Source organism: Chryseobacterium oryzae, from assembly GCF_022811665.1.
Classification (GTDB): domain Bacteria; phylum Bacteroidota; class Bacteroidia; order Flavobacteriales; family Weeksellaceae; genus Chryseobacterium; species Chryseobacterium oryzae.
The window spans coordinates 316,860-336,660 of record NZ_CP094529.1 but is presented as its reverse complement, the minus strand read 5'-3'; the positions used below and the strand labels follow the sequence as shown (position 1 = coordinate 336,660).

Here is a 19,801-nt window from a genome sequence, read left to right as displayed (position 1 = left end):
ATGGGAGAATTCTTATAATTCTGGTTACTGAGAATTAGAATGATTGAAGTATTTTAATAGGAGAGCATATATTGTACTCTCCTATTAATTTGTATGTTATTTCAACATTAGAAGCTTGAAAAATAAAATAGGGTTTTTGTACTTCAATTTGTATTTTTCTTTTTTCCAATCTTTTATTAAAATTGTTTTTTCTTTTTCAGAAGAAGCTTCTGAAATTAAAATTTCGTATTTGAAATGAAGAAGTTTTAGCCTATAGTCTATATATAAGTCTTGATTAGCTTTTATATAATCTAAATATTTGAGGGTTACTTTTTCATAAGAATCTTTCATAAGCTTCCAATTTCTAGAAAGGCTTGTAGAAACAATTCTGTAGTAAAAAAGTTTTTTATTTATAAAACCTAAGTTAAAACCTTTTGACACCAATCTGAGATTCATATCCCAATCTTCGGTATTTACATTTTCATCAAAAGGAAATTTCATTAAGATTTCTTTCTTTACAAATGTTCCTACATTTACAGTTTTATTTGCCGTAACATTATGATGAAAAAAATTGCTGATATTTCTGAAAATACGATCTTTTTCGTTCTTAGTGTAAGCTTCGGTTAATTGATCTTGATCCTGATAATACTTGTATCCATCAGTAAGTACAAAATCGGTAAGTGGATTTTCTTCAAAATATTTTACTTTTTCTGCGATATTGTTTTCTGTATACCAATCATCACCAGAAAGAATGGAAATAAATTTACCTGAAGCATGCGAAACTAATATATTAAGGTTTTTTGATACTCCAAAAACTTCATTATTCTTAATTAATTTATGTTTCACATTCGATGGTGAAAGTATTTTACTGGCAATTTCAAAAGTCTTGTCTTTTGAAGCATTGTCTAAAAAGATAATTTCAATATTTGCATAAGTTTGTTTAATTGCCGAAATACAAGCCTGCTCAATGAATTTTTCATGATTCATTGTTATAATAACAATACTAACTAGAGGCTTATTTAGCATTTAATTAAAACTATTTAATGCATTGATAATATACTCAACAGATTCTTCGTCCAAAACAGGACTTATTGGAAGGCTCAAAACTTCAGCACTCAATTGCTCTGTTATCGGGAATTTAAATTCACTATATTCTTCGTAGCATTTTTGTAAGTGTGGCGGAATAGGATAATGAATGAGTGTTTGAATTCCTTTTTCTGCCAAATACTTCTGCAGCCTATCTCTTTCTGAACTTCTTATTACATACAAATGCCAAACATGTTCCAGATTACCTTCTTTTGTTTCCGGTAAAATAATTTTGGAATTAATTATTTCTTTAGAATATCTTTCGGCAATCTGCCTACGTTTATTATTTTCTTGATCTATATATTTAAGTTTCACATCCAATATACTTGCCTGGATTTCGTCTAATCTAGAATTTAATCCTTTATAGGTATTTATATATTTTTCATTGGATCCATAATTAGCAATTGCTCTTATAACCGAAGCTAATTCATCATTATTTGTAGAAACCGCTCCTCCATCGCCTAAAGCACCTAAATTTTTCCCAGGATAAAAGCTAAAACCTGAAGCATCTCCTAAATTACCTGTTTTTATACCATTATATACGGCACCAATTGCTTGTGCATTATCTTCAATTAATTTAAGATCGTATTTATTTAAGATATCAGAGAGCTGCTCATTATAAGCAATTTTACCGTAAAGGTGAACTGTCATAATGGCTTTTGTTTTTTCTGAAATATTATTTTCAATTTTAGATATATCTATATTTTGATTATTTACATCAGGCTCCACAAATACTGGTGTAAGATTATTGTCTGTAATCGCTAAAACTGATGCTATATAAGTATTTGCAGGAACTATAATCTCATCACCATCCTGAAAAATTCCCAATTCTTTATAAGCTCTGATGATTAACCTTAAAGCATCAAGACCATTAGCGACTCCTATAGTATGTTTTGCACCAATGTATTCTGCAAGATTTTTTTCAAAATTCTTTGTTTCTCCACCTTGAAGATACCATCCGCTTCGAAATGTTTTTAGCAGATTATTTTCAATTTCTTCCTGATGAAGCATATTTATTTTTTGTAGGTCAAGAAATTTAATTTCCATAAATGGTAAAATATTTAGTTTTCTTAATAATTTTTTTTCTTTTTATTGATTCTAGAGTAAACGAACTAATATAAAACCCTTCTTTATAATAATTTTGTTTGTTGTCTACTGCAATAATATTATCTTTTAGCTTATAAAAATCAGATTTCCAATTAGGATATTCTACATCCATTTCCCAAGAAGCTCTGTTTGGAAAATTGAAATTAATGAGATCTAAAAGTGGAGATCCTGGTAAAAATATAACATTTTTATATGTTTTATTAATCTGTTGTGCTTCTAAGATGTAAAAATAATCATTTTCTGAAATAAGTAATCCTGAGACCGATTTTGTATTATTCGTAACAATATGTTTTACTTCTAATAAACTATCCGTAAGATACGTGAACTTAATCCTATAAACAAAAAAACCTATTAATGTTGTTACCCATAAAATCACAAACAAATTGCTCTTTTTTTCTATAAACTTAAAAAGTAATATGAGTATAAAAAATATAGGAGTATTGTAACCCCAAGAAATGGATGATGACCATGCTAAGAATAAAATAAAAAAAATAAATTTATTTTCACGTTCATACTTCCAGAATAGAATTACTAAAATTAAAAAAAGTGAATGGATTCCCAAGAATACACCTTGATTGAAAAATGGCAATATAATAATAAGCGGAAATACTATTGCTAATAATATTTCAGCAATTTTTCTACCAATTTTTATAAAATAAATTAAAGCTAAAAATAAAATAAATGCAATTGTTGTAGTTGTTTTATTAGAGAAATAAACAGCAACGCTACTTTCATAAAATTGTGAAGATGAAGATGTATTAAAAACTTGTTTGAAAAAATAATCCAAGTTTTCAAAAATTCTATATTGGAATATTGATATTATTAAAAACAGTATTGTTGGGATAAAAATATAAATATCTTTTTTCTCTATATTTTTTCCTTTGTATAACTTCCAAATGCTCATTAAACCTATTACAAATCCAAAAATAAAAAAAGACTGTTTTGTGAATGCTGCCAAAATACTAAATGCGATAGCACTTAAAAACCATTTGTTTTTATAAAAAAGTAATGCCAATAGAGAGAATAATATTCCATCTATAGTATGCCATGGCATAATAGGAAAAGAATGCAGAAAGCAAATAAGAAAAAAAAACGTAAGCTGAATTTTCGCTTTTTCAAAAAGTAGTTTTTGAATAATATGACAAATAATAAAACTCTCTATAATAACAAGAATTCTAGCAATTAATATCAAATAATGAGAGTTTACCGGAATCAACTTCAGTAAATAATCCCAAAAAACAATACTAAAAAAGGGTCTTACATAATCAAAATCTTTATAAATAAGTTGTCCTGATTTTATTCTTTCAACCATTGAGAGCTGATATCCCAAATCGAATTGATTAATTGAATAAATACTTATAAATGCAAGATATATAAAAGATAATATCAGTAAAACAATGCTAAACCCTTTTCTTGGATAGGTATAATTAATTACATTCATCTAGATTGGATAATTACCGATAATATTAAAAACTTTTAATCTCTCTTTCTTGCAGGATTTCCAAACCATGTTTCACCTTCAGGTACATCTTTGGTAATAACACTGCCGGCTCCAATTATAGCATTTTCGTTGATAGTAATACCGGGTAATATTGTTGAATTTGCTCCAATGGAGGCGCCTCTTTTAACAAAAGTTTTTAAGAGTTCAAATTCTTTATTTTTAGAAACAGGATGCTTATCATTAGTAAATGTAACATTCGGCCCAATAAATACATTATCTTCAATAGTAATTCCGTCCCAAATTTGAACGCCTGGTTTTATGGTTACATTATTACCTATAAAAACATCATTTTCTATAAAAACATTGTAATTTATATTACAATTTTCTCCAATTACAGCTCGAGATAGAATCACACAATACTGCCAAATCATCGTATTATTTCCAATAGTAGTACTTTGAACGTCAGCGGTAGGATGTATTTTTATCATAATGAAATTAGTTTTTTTAATTGTTCGGAAAAAATTTCAGCATCTAATATATAATTCTCATGAAAATCATCTGATATTTGTGGGAAAATATAAAAATATAAATCAAAATTCATATGCTTAGCCATTGTAGAATAAATGGAAAAATCTCCCCAAACGGAACTTAACCATGTTAATCCTTTCGCATTAGGTTTTGTGAACAAAATATTTGTCCACGCTGCACCACTAGGGCCAATAATATACTCTGCGTTGTTTACCAAATAAATCTGTTCATGAATGTTTAAATCTTCAAAGAAAACCTCTTCAAATCCATAAGGTTTAGCAACTGCAAAAATCTCATCCTCATTATATTTTCTAAATTTAGATTTTCTGGAGATAAATACTCTTTCAACAGGTTTTATTTTTATTTTATTATAATTTATACCTTCGAAGCATTTCTTTCTCAGATATTCAAGCGAATTTTTTGAAAGTTTCGAAAACGAAGATTCGTACTTTTCTCCCGGCATTATGTTGGGAATGGTATAATTAGGACTTGTTATATGCCATAATTTTTCGAAATGATAATAGTTTTCATGTTCAAGAAACATTATCTTGTAATCTTTAAGAAAAATTGATAAAAGTTCCCTCAGATTCTCAGTTTTTTCAACATCCTTATCTACAACAATAATTTTATCTTTTGCATCAGGTATATTATTAAAAAATTCAATTTTCGAAAGGATTTCCGTAAAGAAATGATAATAATTAAAGGTAAAAGTACCCCCTAAAAAAATAGCTTCTTTATTGAAACTAATATTTTTATGGTTCTTCACTTTGGCTAATGTAACAGAATGTTGAATTAAATTAGTTGTATTATAAACATAATGTATTCTGGTATCATCTTGCCATTTTTCATAAAAAATTTTATCCTTTTTAAGATTTAAAAAGTAAGTTGAGTTAGGAATACAATAAACATTTCTGAGAGCAAAAATTTCAACAGCATTTATTGTAGTTGATACAGTAGTTTGAGAATCAGAAAAGTTTTTAGGTAAAAACATTTCAATATTCTCCGGCTTTTTAGCAATTTCTCTTTCAGTATAATATTCTGAAGTTATTAAATTTAGAGGTAAAAAATCTGTCACTAACCTCTTAGCTTTTCGGAAGAAAGATTTTATATAGTATTTTTTCCTTAAAGAGACAAGCTGTATTTCTAAATTTTCTATTTGCTCTCTAGCGTCCATGTTTTAAAAATTCAGAATAATCTCTGATATAATCTTTTTCATCATATTCAATACTTGCAATACAGATTTGTACCGCATTATGGGTGTATTTCATATCCCTCCAACACATTTTGGGAATATAAAGTCCTACATTAGGCTTATCCAAAAGAAACGTTTCTTTATCTCCATTCACCAACTCTGTTGTTACCTGAATTCTTCCTGCAACAGCGATAAGTATCTGCTGCAAATCGTAATGAGAATGTCCTCCTCTTTCTACTTCTTCCGGTGTAAAATAAGTCCAATACAATCTTTTCGGCACAAAAGGAAGGTTTTCATTCTCTGCCACAGAAATATATCCCAAGGCTGAACCTCCAATTTTAGGAAATTCTATTAGGAATGGTTTTGTATAATCTTTCATATAATTTCTTTATAAAAATCAATAGTTTCGGAGATCATTTTATCTATACCAAATTCGGTTTCTATTAGTTTTCTGGCATTTAATGATATTTTATTTTTTAATGCTTCATCATTAAAAATTAAATCAATTTCTTCATGAAAATTATCTCCTTTAGCAATTAATCCATTTACAGAATCTTCAATAATCTCTTTAAAAGAATCTATTGACGAACAAACAACAGGCTTTTGCATTGCCATTACTTCTAACAAAGATAAGCTAAAATTTTCACCTTTTGAAGGGAAACAAACCACTTCTGCCCGATTAAGAAGCCCAACAGCTTCTGTCCCATTTTTATTCCCATGAAAAATAATTGATTTTTTTATTTCTAACTCATTAATTTTTTGAGAAATAAAAGTTTCGTATTGATTAGGATTACCAACAAAATGCAAAGTCGAATTTGGATATTTTTTTTTAACAATTAAAAATGAATCAATAATCGTATTTGCACCCTTTTCATAAGAAACATTTCCAAAATAAAAAACCGATTTGGGGATGATATTAGGCTTTGGAAATGGTTTGTAAAAGTTTACATCAATACCGTTATAAATTAACCTAGGATTTTTAATTGAAAACAGGCTTTTATTGATTTTTTCATTATACTTTGAAATGCATATAATGTTCTTAGACTTTTCGAAAGCTAATTTTTCACAAAATATTCGCCCTTTGTGTACTTTTTTATATCCAAAATATTTTTCCAGAACAGACCATGAACCATGACATCGGATTACATAAGGTAAAGACTTGGGGATTGAAAGTGCTAAACCATCAAAATCATGTGTTTCCGCAATATCAAAAACCAAATTGTTTTTTTGAATCCAGTTTTTTATTTTCCTTGAAATTATTTTCTTTTCAGTTAAATAAATTTTATCATGTAATTTCTCAAGAAAATTCACTTTACCGGTTAAGGATCTCAAAAGTTCAAGAATAGGATTCGACTTAAAAATATCTTTTATAGAGTATATATTAACCCCATCTTCTAGAATATCAAATTGCTTTTTAGAAATTAAAAACACATTAACTTCTACACCTCTACTGACTAATTCCGTAGAAAGATTTTTATAAAAAACTCCTGTCCCACCAACTTTCGGATTGAGAGAACACTTATATTCCTTTGTTACAATAAGTACTCTTTTAATTTTCTTCATTTACTTGTCTAAATTAAAAACAATAGTCACCCAATGATCCAGCGTATATTTATAGTAAATTTCAGCAGGAAGTTTTTCGTATGGATTATCGAAGAATGATTTCTCTACATTGGAAAAATCGCTGTTCAAAATCAGGATATTTGCAGGATTATAAAAATCATATTTTTTAATATCCTGATTGTCTGTAATATATTTTTTTTCCAGAGCCATAGATTCAAAAACCCTGAAGCTTAGTCCGGTCTGTGCATCACGCTGAAGATCAAGAATAGCTTTGGATTTTCTGTAATATTCCGGAAGTTGCTTTTGAGGGATATTTTTTCTTCTGAAAACCAAATTTCTGCTATATTTTTTATTGAAAATCTGCAAAAGTTGCTTCTTCCAGCTTTTTTTTCCTGCAATAACAGCTCTGAATTTTATTCCCGAATTTTTAATATTTTCACAAAGCTTTTTCAGTCTTTTAATTCTCGTTTTGTCATAAGAAGTAATGTAGAAAAGATCCAATTCCGGATTTTGATTTTCTACGGGATCATAGGGCAGATAATTGTAATTATTAATCTTTTTGAAACCATATTTTTTAACATCTTCATAATCAAACGAAAAAACAGCATCAAAAAAATGAAGTATATGCTCTGCAGGATTTCTACGCATACTGTCATAAAGGTAAGCAATATTTCTTTCTGTATAACTGCGGATCACCTCGTGAGTACGTTCTTCTATTGCTTCCGGGTTAATTACCAGAATCTGATCTTGTTTTCCAATCTTTTTAAGAGAGTCAATAATGAAGTTTTGCCGGTTTTGGTATTTCAGATTTTTTCCTAAAAAAACTTTGCTGAAAGTATTTTTTAATCTTGCTCCAAAATTTTTGTGCGTATACGCGCCAATATTGATGTGGTGAGCATCTACGCCTTTTTCTTTGAGCCTTGCGACAATATGCTCATCGTAATGCCAGAAATCGAAACTGATTAAACAAATTTTCATAAAACAAAAATAAAGATTTTAAACTTTAAATGTATATTTTTGGTCAAAGTCATTTTATTGATATGAAAAAGAGAATTCTGATAGATGTAGAACGTTTAAAATACCCCAAATCTGGCATTGCCAATGTATGTTTTTCTCTGATTAAAGGTTTTAATGAGCTTAAATCTGATTTTGACTTTTCTTTTTATGGTCCCGAAAAGAATATTCCCCAAATGCAACAGAAATTCCACATCATTCCATGGAAATTCTGGCAGAAGAAAATTGCAATTAGCACAAAGAAATTCAATCTCATCCATACTACGCATCAGCTTTCAGATTATTTCCATCATAAAAGAGCAGGGCAAAAAAAAATTGTAACCCTTCATGATCTTAATTTTCTTCACGACCAGAGCTCTAACAGAAAGATTAACAAATCAAAAAAGCTGGTGCAGAAAAATATAGGAAATGCAGATGCAATTGTCTGTATTTCAGAATTTGTAAAGAAAGATTTTATTAAGAATAAACCACTTTTCAATCTTAAAAAAGATGTAGAAATAGAAGTAATCTATAACGGACTGCAGTTTCCTGATGATGATATAATTAATTTTCCCCATAAGTTTGATTTTATCAGTAAAAAATTTATTCTCACGATTGGCGTTCTTTTTCCGAAAAAAAATCAGCAGGTTTTATTAGATATGATTGCTAAAAACGATCGGGATTTGGTTGTAATTACCTCCGGATCAAAATCTGATTATAAAGATCAGTTCTTAGCTAAAATTAAAGATTTAAATCTTGAAAAAAGGGTTTATATTCTGGAAAATGTAAGTAACGAAGAAAAATATTTTCTCCTGAAAAATTGTGAGGGATACTGTCATCCTTCTTTGGCAGAAGGTTTCGGAATTCCGCCTGTAGAAGCAATGTACTTCGGGAAACCGGTTTTTTTGAGCAGATTGACAAGTCTTCCTGAGATTGGCGGTAACCTTGCATTTTATTTTGATGATTTCGATGCCGAAAAAATGAATGAAATTTACCTGAACGGTATAAACCAATATAACAGTGATGCAGAAATGCCCGAGATGCTTCACAAACGAGCTTTGGGATTTGGTTATAAAAAGATGGCTGAGGCTTACGAAAAACTGTATGCTAAAATGCTTTCCTAAAACTTAATTTTTCCAAACCGAAGTTTTTTTCTGAATGTGGCAAAGCTGTCACTGCTTTCAATATTGATTCGTTTTACTTCATATTTATTTTTCCAGGGGAAAGAGGTGAGATTATTTCCTATTCGTAAGGCCGCAAAAATACCTTTCTTTTCCAAAAGCTTAAAAAACATTTTTTTCTGAACATCCTTTTTGGGAAATTTACCATATGGATAAACCAAAACCCGCGAAAAAGGGATGTGATGTTTTTCCAGCGTGGTAATATTTTCGTCAATATCTCTTTCTGCATCAGCAAGGCTCATTTCGGCATAATTGTGATGGTTGTGGCTGTGCAGCACAATTTCTACATGCTCTTCCGGCAAAGATTTTATTTGGTCAAAACTCATGTAAAGCCCGGGGATTTTTTCAAGATCTTTCTCAATAAGTTTTGTAGGAATACCAATCGAAGCTTTCAGTTTATATTTTTTAAGAAGCGGAACTAAATAGACAAGATTATTGTAATATCCGTCATCAAAGGTAATAATGAGCTTTTTTTTAACCTCTCTCTTTGCTTCAAGCTCTTTAAAAAAGATAGTTTCAAAATTTTGAGAGATATATTTAAGTTGTTCTTCCAGCTTTATTACAGAAATATCAAGTTCGTTTCTTGCTTCATTTTTTTCAGGCGAAACCTGATGATACATTAAAATTCTGAGATCTGAGGGGGAAGAAATTCCGAAAATTCCTTTTATAAAATTCAGAATCATTGTTTTTTCACATTATGAAGTTCGTACAGTTTCTTGTATTTGAGAAAAGTATAAAACGCTGCCGTATTAGCCGCATAATATCCTACCAAACCATCCAAAAAGCCCAGTCTGATAATGTAAGACTTAATAAACTGAAAAAAGGGATTGAACAAAATCTTGAAAATACTAGATCGTTTCCCTTTTCTATACATCTTTTCTGCCATCATCGAAGTATATTTATTAGATTTCTCGATATGGTGATGAATATCTTTGTACGTGTAATGATTGAGCTTCCCGGTAAGCAATCCTACAGGTTCAGACGTAATAAAACATTCATGAACGATATCTTCAGAATACTTTCCTGCATTTTTCTTGAAAAAACGCTCTCTTTTGGTGTTTCCCCAACCTCCATACTTTAAAGTTTTCCCTAGAAATATATTATTGAATGCAATATTATAAACCAAAAACTTAGGATTACTTTCTGCAACGATATTTTTTATGGAATTTTTCGCTGTTTCATCAGGAATTTCATCGGCATCCAAAAACAGAATCCAGTCCCCTGAACATTGACTGATGGCGAAATTTTTCTGTTTTCCAAAACCTTCAAACTGATGCTGTATAAATTTTACTTTGGGAAATTTTCTGCAAATCTCTTCTGTAGCATCTGTGGAAAAGCTGTCGATTATAACGATTTCATCTGCCAAATCCTGAACTGCTTCAAGATTTTTTTGGATGATTCTATCCTCGTTAAAAGTAATAATTGCTACAGAAAGCCTCATAAAAATATAAGTTACTGTGCAAAAATACAGTTTATTTCCAGATTATAAACGTAATCCCAAGATAATCATTATGCATATTCTTTCTTCAGAAATTCATAGGTTTTGAATGAGCTTAAAGCACTTAAATAAGATAATGTGATTCCCTTTCTGCCATCAAGAATACCCAATTTAAGAATATACATTTTAAAAAAATTAAATATACTTTTTGAGAGTTGCTTAATTAGTCTGTACTTAATTTTCTTCTCATACAGATCTTTTGCTTTTAACTTAGAATAATGAATTACCTTATCATGATAACTTTCGTAAGAATCGAATGAATAATGCAAGAGATAATGTTCCAGAACACCGGGATTTTCTACGGAGTCTAATCCTTCATGTACTCTTTTATGTTCATCATAATGAGCAACTTCTCGTTTGAAAAGACGAATATTTTTATCATTTTGAGTTCCAGAATAATTAACCTTTTCGCCCTTGAAAAAGAATTTTCTTTTAAAAAAATAAGCTTTTTGGGTAACCGGTTTTTTTATTTCTTTCAGAATATCATTTTTAAGTTCGGGAGTAATGCGTTCATCGGCATCTAAAAATAAAATCCATTCGCTTTTGGCGTAAGAAATACAAAGATTTCGCTGTTTTGTAAAATCTTCAAATTTATTTTGATAAAGCTGAACTTTAGGAAATTTAGTTTTTATAATTTCTACTGTACTATCTGTACTAAAGGAATCTAAAACAATTATTTCATCTGCAAATTCAACAGTTTTTAATGCTTCTTCAATGTTTTTCTCTTCATTGAATACAATGAGTAATGCGCTAATTTTCGAATCTTTCATATTTCACACTTCTTGAAAAACGTTAGATACAAAAAACAGGCAAAAGTTAATCAATCGTTTGTTGGATTTTACAGAAAAAAAATAACACCCTGAAATAGAGTGCTATTTTTTTACAAAAAATATTTTATTTCTTAAAATTAAGTATTGTTCTCTCGATAATCTTTACGCAGTCTAACAGCTGTTCCTCCGTAATTACCAATGGCGGCGCCAGTCTGATAATATTTCCGTGTGTTGGCTTGGCTAAAAGACCGTTTTCTTTTAACTGCAAACAAATATTCCATGCAGTAGAACTTTCAGGCGTATCATTAATTAAAATTGCATTTAAAAGACCTTTACCACGAACTTTCGTAATTAAATCACTTTTCTCAATCACTTTTTCAATTTCAAATCGGAATAATTTTCCTAATTCCTCGGCTTTTTCTGATAATTTTTCTTCCTCCACAACATCTAAAGCAGCAATGGCAACAGCACACGCAATTGGATTTCCCCCAAAAGTAGAACCGTGTTGTCCGGGCTTAATCACGTTCATAATTTCATCATTGGCCAAAACGGCAGAAACAGGATACATTCCCCCAGAAAGTGCTTTTCCTAAAATTAAAATATCTGGCTGAACATTTTCATGATGACAAGCAATTAACTTTCCTGTTCTCGCAATTCCCGTCTGAACTTCATCTGCGATAAAAAGAACATTGTATTTCTTACATAATTCTGAAGCTTTTTTCAGGAAATTTTCATCCGGAACATATACTCCAGCTTCACCCTGAATAGGTTCAACAAGGAATGCTGCAATATTTTGAGCATCATTTTTTAAAACTTCTTCTAAAGCCGAAATATCATTGTATGGAATTTTAATAAAACCCGGAGTAAAAGGTCCATAATTTTGGTTTGCATCCGGATCATTAGAAAAAGAAACAATCGTCGTTGTTCTTCCGTGAAAGTTGTTTTCGCAAACAATTATTTTCGCTGCGTTTTCAGAGATTCCTTTTACTTCATAGCTCCATTTTCTTGCTAATTTTACGGCAGTTTCCACCGCTTCGGCTCCGGAATTCATTGGTAAAACTTTATCAAAACCGAATAAAGTAGTGATCTTTTTCTCGTATTCTCCTAAATTTGAATTGTAAAAAGCTCTGGAAGTTAAAGCCAGTTTTTTAGCCTGTGCAATCAATGCATCAACAATTTTCGGGTGAGAATGACCTTGGTTTACCGCAGAATAAGCGGAAAGAAAATCATAATATTTCTTCCCTTCAACATCCCAAACAAAAACACCTTCGCCTTTATCTAAAACCACCGGAAGCGGATGATAATTGTGTGCACCATATTTTTCTTCAAGTTCAATAAAATACTGTGAGTTTTTTGTTTGTTCTGCTGTTGACATATATTGTAGGTTTTCCACAAATTTAAACATTATAAATAACTTGATTAAAGCAAAATATTTCTGTTTAAACGTAACATACAGAATGTCCTTAAAGAATTAATGAGTAATTCGGAAGATATTTAGCAAACATCACTTCACTTTTAGTGTTTATATCTTATTTCGTATTTGAATTATGAAAATCATAATGTATTGAAATGAAAAACCGCCTTAAAAAAGACGGTTTTAGATATGTTTAAATAATCTTAATGATTATCATATTTTCTATCCATTACAAAATCTTCCATGAATTTTGTAGTGTAATCTCCTGAAAGGTATCTTTCATCTTCCATCAACTGTCTGTGGAAAGGAATGGTTGTTTTTACACCTTCCACGTAGAATTCTTCCAATGCTCGTTTCATTTTTGCAATTGCCTCTTCACGGGTTTGAGCCGTAGTAATTAATTTGGCAATCATAGAATCGTAGTTAGACGGAATTGTATAACCAGAATAAACGTGAGTATCAACACGGATTCCGTGTCCTCCTGGGATATTTAATCCTGTGATTTTTCCTGGTGATGGTCTGAAATCAGCATACGGATCTTCTGCGTTAATTCTGCATTCTATTGAATGTAATTTCGGATAATGATTGATTCCTGAAATAGGCGTTCCGGCTGCCAAAAGAATTTGTTCTCTGATCAAGTCATAATCAATAACCTGCTCTGTAATTGGATGCTCCACCTGAATTCTGGTGTTCATTTCCATGAAATAAAAATTTCTGTGCTTATCAACAAGAAATTCAATAGTTCCAACCCCTTCATACCCGATAAATTCTGCTGCTTTCACTGCTGCTTCACCCATTTTCTCACGTAGTTCATCCGTCATAAACGGAGAAGGTGTTTCTTCTGTTAATTTCTGATTTCTTCTCTGCACAGAACAATCTCTTTCAGAAAGGTGACAGGCTTTACCAAATTGATCTCCTGCAACCTGAATTTCAATATGTCTTGGCTCCTCAATCAATTTTTCCATGTACATTCCTCCGTTTCCGAAAGCTGCAACAGCTTCCTGAATAGCAGATTCCCAGTGATCTTTTAGGTCTTCGGCTTTCCAAACTGCTCTCATCCCTTTTCCGCCACCACCTGCAGTTGCTTTAATCATTACCGGATAGCCTGTTTCTTCAGCAATTTTTGCAGCGTGTTCGTAAGATTCAATTAATCCGTCAGAACCCGGTACACAAGGTACCCCTGCCGCTTTCATAGTAGCTTTGGCATTGGCTTTATCTCCCATTTTTTCGATTTGCTCAGGAGAAGCACCGATAAATTTGATTCCGTTTTTCTGGCAGATTCTAGAGAAGTTGGCATTTTCTGATAAAAATCCGTAACCTGGGTGAATGGCATCTGCATTGGTAATTTCTGCCGCAGCAATAATGTTAGGGATTTTCAGATAGGAATCTTTGCTCATTGCAGGACCAATACAAACAGCCTCATCTGCAAATCTTACGTGAAGACTGTCTTTGTCTGCTGTAGAATATACGGCTACCGTTTTGATTCCCATTTCTTTACAAGTACGCAGAATACGCATTGCAATTTCGCCACGATTGGCTATTAATATTTTTTTGAACATCTTCTTAAAATTGAAAATTAGATAATTTGAAAATTAGATTAATGTTATTTGAATGTAGAATTTTGTCTAACATCTAATGTCTAACACCTAATTTCTAACTAAGATGGGTCTACTAAGAATAATGGCTGATCGTATTCTACAGGAGTTGCATCGTCTACTAAAATTTTAACGATTTTCCCGCTTACTTCAGATTCGATTTGGTTGAATAACTTCATTGCTTCGATTACACAAACTACTTTTCCGTTGGAAACTTCATCACCTACATTTACGAATACGTCTTTATCCGGAGATGGTTTTCTGTAGAAAGTTCCGATCATCGGAGATTTAATTGTCACAAACTTGCTGTCATCAGTTGCTGCTTCAGTTTTTTCCGCAGAAGCTACAGGAGCAGCAACTGGAGCCGGTGCAGCTTGTTGAGGCGCTGCCTGATACATTGCCGGTTGTGCAACATAACTCATTTCATTGCCTCCAAGTGGAGTTTTAATCGTAATTTCGAAATCTTTTGTTTTATATTTTACTTCTGAAACTTCAGCTTTAGACACAAACTTAATAAGATTCTGTATGTCTTTAATGTCCATAAAATTGATATTTGATTTGCTGCCAAAGATAACAAAAAACAACAAAAAACAACAAAAAACCGCTAAATTTTATAAAAATCGAGCGGTTTTTGTATAAAACGAGCTTATTTCGGCGAAATTTAGCTCTTAGTTTTCTTCAGTAGTTGCTACTTCTTTTTCTAATACTACTTTACCTCTGTAGTATAATTTTCCTTCATGCCAGTGAGCTCTGTGGTAAAGGTGCATCTCACCTGTTGTAGCATCTTTTGCTAATTGAGGAACTACAGCTTTGTATTGAGTTCTTCTCTTATCTCTTCTTGTAGACGACTGTCTTCTCTTTGGATGTGCCATTTTCTAATAACTTTTTTAATTGATGAGCGATGAGATTCATCATCCCATCATTAAACTATTTAATTTTTATTCTTTAAATTTTTAAGAGCATCCCATCTTGGGTCACTTTTTGGTTCTTCATTCTCTTCAGTGTCTTTCGGACTGAATTTTTCGAGAATCTTTAAATCTTCATCACTTAGGTTGGGTGATATTTTTTTCATTGGAATTGCCAATGCTACGTTTTCATATATGAGCTGCGCCACATTAAAAGCATGATCATTGGAAGGAATAGTGATTACATCTTCTTCGCTATCATCATATTCTTCTCCAAACTTTACCAAAATATCTATTTGGTTTTCTATCGGATAGCTGAAATTCTCGCTTGAAATATCACAAACTAAATCTACAGTACCCATCACCTTAATCTCAAATTCTAAAAAAGTAGTATGCTTATTAAGCAAAACATCTACTGATATTTTAGGATTTGTAAATTCCTGCTCAGTGTCAAATAATTGAAAGAACGCTTTATCTATCTCAAATTTGAACTCGTGTTTTCCTGGTTTCAATCCAGAAAAGCTTATGTCATAGTTTCTTAACTTGTCCATAAAATGAGTGTGCAAAAATATGCATTTTTTTTAATATTACAAATAATTTTCAAAACAAATTATCTCAAATCTTAGATTTCTGATTCTACAGGAAGATCTTCATCCACACCATTATCCGAAGGTACTCTTCTTGGCTGCAGTCTATTGCTCATTAAATCTTTATAATCATTTCTATTATTAAAAATTTTTATCGCCGTAAAAATAGCTTCCATAAAACTTTGTTCGTTCGCAATATTTTTGCCGGCAATATCATAAGCGGTACCATGATCTGGTGAAGTTCTTACAAAAGGCAATCCAGCGGTATAATTCACTCCCTCTTCATACGCCAACGTTTTGAAAGGAGCAAGCCCCTGATCGTGATACATGGCTAATACAGCATCATAGTTTTTATATTTTTCGGGCTGAAAAAAGCTATCGGCCGGAAAAGGTCCGAATGTTAAAATCCCTTGATCCGATAATTCTTTAATTGTTGGTGAAATAATTTCTATTTCTTCCTTCCCGATTACTCCGCCATCTCCCGAATGCGGATTGAGTCCCAAAACAGCGATTTTCGGTCTTCTTACAGAAAAATCTTCTATTAAAGTTTGGTTAAGAATTCTAATCTGTTTCTTTATTTTCTCTTTAGATATATTTTCAGCAACTGCAGAAAGAGGAATATGATGTGTAGAAACCGCTACTTTAAGATCTTCAGTTACCAAAAACATCAATCCTTTTTTATTGAATTTCTCTTCAAAATAACCTGTGTGACCCGCATGTTTAAAACCCATTTTCACCATTTCATCTTTGTTGATGGGTGCCGTTACCAAAACATCTATTTCTCCTTTCATTAAAGCTTCTGTTGCAGCTTCAAGAGAATCAATAGCCATTTTTGTAGACTCTTCTGTAGGTTTGCCCAATTCTACATTAACATTTTCTTTGGTAAGATTTACCATATTCAGCTTTCCTGCCTGTGCCTGAGAAGCTTCTGTAATGTAATTAAAGTTTAAATTGAGCTTGAAAATATTTTTTTGGTATGTAAACAACTTCCCTGAACCAAAAATAACAGGAGTGAAAAAATCTGTAATCGTTTTGTCTTTCAGACATTTCATGATGATTTCCGGACCGATACCGTTAAAATCACCAATTGAAATTCCTACTCTTACTGTATGGTTTTTTGGGTTCATTTTGATTATCTTTGAAGATTATAATTTTACAAATTTAGCAAAAATAATATGTTCACAGGCATTATTGAAGCAGTAGGTATTGTTGAAAAAATACAACAGAACGGAACAAATATAGATTTTACACTAAGTTGCCCCTTCACACAGGAATTAAAAATAGACCAAAGTCTGGCTCATAACGGCTGTTGCCTCACGGTAGTAGATATTAAAGATCATTTTTATACCGTTACAGCAATTCTCGAAACTTTAGAAAAAACCAATCTCGGAAAATGGCAGGAAGGAAGCGTTGTTAATCTTGAACGATGCATGATTATGAACGGACGTCTTGACGGCCATATTGTACAGGGACATGTAGACAAAACCGGAAAAATTATTGACATCGAAAACAAAGATGGCAGTTATTTTGTTACAGTAGAATATGATTCTGAAGGTAATTTTGTAACAGTTCCTCAAGGTTCTATTACAATGAACGGTATTAGTTTAACAGTTGCCAAAAGTGAAGATTTCAGGTTTTCTGTTGCCATTATCCCTTATACATGGGAATTTACCAATATGAATACACTTCAGGTAGGAGATAAAGTGAATCTTGAATTCGATATTATCGGCAAATACATTTCAAAATTAATTAATAGGCAGAATGGCTTTTAATCTTTATAAAGGATACAGTTTGAGAAACCGAGTTTTTTTCGGTTTTCTTCTTGTATGTCTTTTGAGTGTAGCTGCCTCTTCTCTGGTTCCTTACTTTGTTTTGCGTAATAATGCACTTCAGCAAAGCAAAATAGATATGCAGGAAAAAACCAATGCTGTAATACGGTTTTTAGATTATGCAGTAAGTTCATCTACCCTTCAGACTAAAGATTTACAAACTGTATTAAAAAATAAAATATTCGAAATTTCGGATATTAACCAGCATGACATTGCAATATACGACCTGAAAGGAAATTATATTCTCTCCAATAAAGACAATGATGCTGTTTTAAGAAAAAAAGTTCCGCTGAGCATCATTAATAAGATTTTATCCGACGGAGCAAGATACGACATCCGAGATTTCGACGAGTCTAAAGATGCGGTTTACACTTCATCTTATCTGGTTCTGAAAAACAATGTTTTAGAGCCCATCGGTATTGTTTATATTCCCTTATATCATAATGAATCTGCTTATCTTAATGTGCTTCATAAATATGTCATGTATATTTTGATTGTTGATCTTTTAATCATCATGTTCAGCATTTGGCTAAGTTGGGTTACTTCTAATAATCTGGCTAAAAATATTACTAAGTTTTCTGACATGATTACAAGAATTACCCTGTTTGAAAACGAAATGCGTCCTATTAAATACTATAAAAACGACGAGTTGAACGCTTTAGCCCGTGCTTATAACAGAATGATTCTTCAAATTCAGGATCAGAAAGAAAGATTACGCTTTAAAGCATCCGAAGAAGCATGGCGAGAAATGGCAAAACAGGTTGCTCATGAGGTAAAAAACCCTTTAACACCCATGAAGCTTACCATTCAGAATTTTGAAAGAAAATTTGATCCTGAAGATCCAAACGTAAGAGAAAGAGTAAAGCAGATGAGCAAAACAATGGTAGACCAGATCGATGTAATTGCTACGGTTGCTTCTGCCTTTTCAGAATTTGCAAAACTTCCCGAGAAAAACAATGAAACGATTAATCTTAACGCAGAAGTTGAAGATATTTTAAGGGTTTTTAATGACGACCAGATATTTATTCATGCGAATAAAAACAATATCATGATGACGATTGATAAGGTTTTTCTTTCCAGAATAATTACCAATCTTGTAACCAATGCAAAACAGGCAGTAAGTGATGAAAGAGAGCTTATCATCAATGTAGATCTCGAACAGCACCAAAGAAGAGTGATTATTTCTGTTCAGGACAACGGAATTGGCATTCCGGAAGATATGTTCGAAAGAATTTTCGAGCCTAATTTCACCTCAAAAAACAGCGGAATGGGACTTGGGCTTTCTATGGTTCGTAAGATGGTAGAAGATTACAAAGGAGAAATTTCTGTAAAATCTGAAGTAGGTAAAGGCACAACTTTCACCATTACTTTACCAACTAATCTATAATGAAACCTTTTCGTTTTAAAGAGTTTGAAATTGCGCAATCTCAACACGTTTTCCGGGTAGGAACAGACGGAGTGCTTCTCGGAGCGTTAGCGAATGTAAATAATGCATCCAAAGTTTTGGAAGTTGGTACCGGAACAGGACTCATTTCTCTTATGTTGGCACAACGCAGAATAAATGCTGAAATTTCAGGCATTGATATTAATGAAGATGCCGTACTTCTTACCCAAATTAATTTTAAAAATTCTCCTTTTTCGGAACGATTAAAAAATACCCTTCAAGATTTTAAAAGCTTTAAAACTGAAGAAAAATTCGATTTAATTGTTTCTAATCCTCCTTATTTTGAAGCTTCCGAATCGGAAAAAGACAAAATTGCCAGACAAACTGTAGAATTAAATTTCAAACAAATCATTACAAAATCTGCAGAAATTTTAAATCCGGAAGGAATTTTATCGGTGATTATTCCGGAAGAATCTGGTGCTCATTTTATAAAAACTGCTTCAGAAAATCATCTGTATTTAATCCGAAAAATAAATATTCGCGGAATTGCCCATTCAAAAATAAAAAGACTTATTCTGGAGTTTTCTTTAAAAAAACAAGCATTAACAGAATTTGATTTTATTATAGAAGAGAGTCCTAGAAAATACTCCGATCAGTACCTTGAACTAACTAAAGATTTTCATGTTTTCGAAAAAAAGAAACCCGCCGATTTCCCGACAGGTCTCAATACAAAATAAAATATATGAAGA

Annotated in this window: 21 protein-coding genes; 4 read left to right on the top strand and 17 right to left on the bottom strand. The window is 31.7% G+C overall.

The genetic code is table 11. The annotated features are described in order from the left end of the window. Positions 1–96: 96 nt before the first annotated feature. From MTP08_RS01595 to MTP08_RS01560, 8 genes are all read right to left on the bottom strand, one after another. Complete coding sequence (locus MTP08_RS01595) at positions 97–966, bottom strand: glycosyltransferase family 2 protein (RefSeq protein ID WP_243576776.1); 870 nt, start codon at positions 964–966, stop codon at positions 97–99. Between the two features lie 39 nt (positions 967–1,005). Further along, entirely contained in the window at positions 1,006–2,112 is a 1,107-nt protein-coding gene (locus MTP08_RS01590; protein WP_243576775.1) for a DegT/DnrJ/EryC1/StrS family aminotransferase, read from the bottom strand. Beyond that, a complete protein-coding gene (locus MTP08_RS01585; RefSeq protein WP_243576774.1) occupies positions 2,102–3,613 on the bottom strand; it encodes a hypothetical protein in 1,512 nt (503 codons plus the stop codon). Before MTP08_RS01585 ends, MTP08_RS01590 begins: the two co-directional genes overlap by 11 nt. 35 nt (positions 3,614–3,648) lie before the next feature. Further along, complete coding sequence (locus MTP08_RS01580) at positions 3,649–4,101, bottom strand: N-acetyltransferase (RefSeq protein ID WP_243576773.1); 453 nt, start codon at positions 4,099–4,101, stop codon at positions 3,649–3,651. Continuing rightward, entirely contained in the window at positions 4,098–5,216 is a 1,119-nt protein-coding gene (locus MTP08_RS01575; protein ID WP_243576772.1) for a glycosyltransferase family 61 protein, read from the bottom strand. The genes MTP08_RS01580 and MTP08_RS01575 overlap by 4 nt, the downstream gene beginning before the upstream one ends. Before the next feature lie 88 nt (positions 5,217–5,304). Next, positions 5,305–5,712 carry a sugar 3,4-ketoisomerase gene (locus MTP08_RS01570; RefSeq protein WP_243576771.1) on the bottom strand — a complete coding sequence of 136 codons (408 nt, stop codon included), beginning with the start codon at positions 5,710–5,712 and terminating at the stop codon, positions 5,305–5,307. After that, positions 5,709–6,896 (bottom strand): glycosyltransferase family 4 protein, encoded by a 1,188-nt coding sequence (locus MTP08_RS01565; protein WP_243576770.1) that lies wholly within the window; start codon positions 6,894–6,896, stop codon positions 5,709–5,711. Before MTP08_RS01565 ends, MTP08_RS01570 begins: the two co-directional genes overlap by 4 nt. Then, complete coding sequence (locus MTP08_RS01560) at positions 6,897–7,874, bottom strand: glycosyltransferase family protein (protein ID WP_243576769.1); 978 nt, start codon at positions 7,872–7,874, stop codon at positions 6,897–6,899. Positions 7,875–7,936: 62 nt separating this feature from the next. On the opposite strand from MTP08_RS01560, the gene MTP08_RS01555 reads away from it, so the two are divergent. After that, a complete protein-coding gene (locus tag MTP08_RS01555) occupies positions 7,937–9,013 on the top strand; it encodes a glycosyltransferase family 4 protein (protein ID WP_243576768.1) in 1,077 nt (358 codons plus the stop codon). On the opposite strand, the gene MTP08_RS01550 is transcribed toward MTP08_RS01555, so the two are convergent. From MTP08_RS01550 to pdxA, 9 genes are all read right to left on the bottom strand, one after another. Continuing rightward, positions 9,010–9,753 (bottom strand): polysaccharide deacetylase family protein, encoded by a 744-nt coding sequence (locus MTP08_RS01550; protein ID WP_243576767.1) that lies wholly within the window; start codon positions 9,751–9,753, stop codon positions 9,010–9,012. The genes MTP08_RS01555 and MTP08_RS01550 overlap by 4 nt on opposite strands. Then, positions 9,750–10,511, bottom strand: coding sequence for a glycosyltransferase family 2 protein (locus MTP08_RS01545; RefSeq protein ID WP_243576766.1), 762 nt, complete (start codon positions 10,509–10,511; stop codon positions 9,750–9,752). The genes MTP08_RS01550 and MTP08_RS01545 overlap by 4 nt, the downstream gene beginning before the upstream one ends. A gap of 68 nt (positions 10,512–10,579) precedes the next feature. Then, the gene (locus MTP08_RS01540; protein ID WP_243576765.1) at positions 10,580–11,338 is read right to left on the bottom strand and encodes a glycosyltransferase family 2 protein; all 759 of its coding nucleotides are present in this window, start codon (positions 11,336–11,338) and stop codon (positions 10,580–10,582) included. Between the two features lie 124 nt (positions 11,339–11,462). Further along, complete coding sequence (gene rocD / locus MTP08_RS01535; protein ID WP_243576764.1) at positions 11,463–12,713, bottom strand: ornithine--oxo-acid transaminase; 1,251 nt, start codon at positions 12,711–12,713, stop codon at positions 11,463–11,465. 242 nt (positions 12,714–12,955) lie between these two features. Then, positions 12,956–14,311 (bottom strand): acetyl-CoA carboxylase biotin carboxylase subunit, encoded by a 1,356-nt coding sequence (gene accC, locus MTP08_RS01530; protein ID WP_209390544.1) that lies wholly within the window; start codon positions 14,309–14,311, stop codon positions 12,956–12,958. Positions 14,312–14,409: 98 nt separating this feature from the next. Further along, positions 14,410–14,889, bottom strand: coding sequence for an acetyl-CoA carboxylase biotin carboxyl carrier protein (accB, locus tag MTP08_RS01525; RefSeq protein WP_243576763.1), 480 nt, complete (start codon positions 14,887–14,889; stop codon positions 14,410–14,412). Between the two features lie 126 nt (positions 14,890–15,015). Then, positions 15,016–15,219 (bottom strand): 50S ribosomal protein L32, encoded by a 204-nt coding sequence (gene rpmF, locus MTP08_RS01520; protein ID WP_243576762.1) that lies wholly within the window; start codon positions 15,217–15,219, stop codon positions 15,016–15,018. Positions 15,220–15,278: 59 nt separating this feature from the next. Continuing rightward, positions 15,279–15,803: a YceD family protein gene (locus MTP08_RS01515; RefSeq protein ID WP_243576761.1), complete on the bottom strand. Its 525-nt coding sequence runs from the start codon at positions 15,801–15,803 to the stop codon at positions 15,279–15,281. Positions 15,804–15,874: 71 nt separating this feature from the next. Beyond that, positions 15,875–16,966, bottom strand: a complete 1,092-nt coding sequence (gene pdxA / locus MTP08_RS01510) for a 4-hydroxythreonine-4-phosphate dehydrogenase PdxA (RefSeq protein WP_209390548.1) — start codon at positions 16,964–16,966, stop codon at positions 15,875–15,877. Between the two features lie 48 nt (positions 16,967–17,014). On the opposite strand from pdxA, the gene MTP08_RS01505 reads away from it, so the two are divergent. The 3 genes from MTP08_RS01505 to MTP08_RS01495 are packed head-to-tail and all read left to right on the top strand — an operon-like array spanning position 17,015 to position 19,789. Beyond that, the gene (locus tag MTP08_RS01505) at positions 17,015–17,611 is read left to right on the top strand and encodes a riboflavin synthase (protein ID WP_243576760.1); all 597 of its coding nucleotides are present in this window, start codon (positions 17,015–17,017) and stop codon (positions 17,609–17,611) included. Then, entirely contained in the window at positions 17,601–19,055 is a 1,455-nt protein-coding gene (locus MTP08_RS01500; protein WP_243576759.1) for a sensor histidine kinase, read from the top strand. The genes MTP08_RS01505 and MTP08_RS01500 overlap by 11 nt, the downstream gene beginning before the upstream one ends. Further along, on the top strand, positions 19,055–19,789 hold the full coding sequence (locus tag MTP08_RS01495) for a tRNA1(Val) (adenine(37)-N6)-methyltransferase (protein WP_243576758.1): 735 nt from the start codon (positions 19,055–19,057) through the stop codon (positions 19,787–19,789). The genes MTP08_RS01500 and MTP08_RS01495 overlap by 1 nt, the downstream gene beginning before the upstream one ends. The last annotated feature ends 12 nt before the right edge of the window (positions 19,790–19,801 follow it).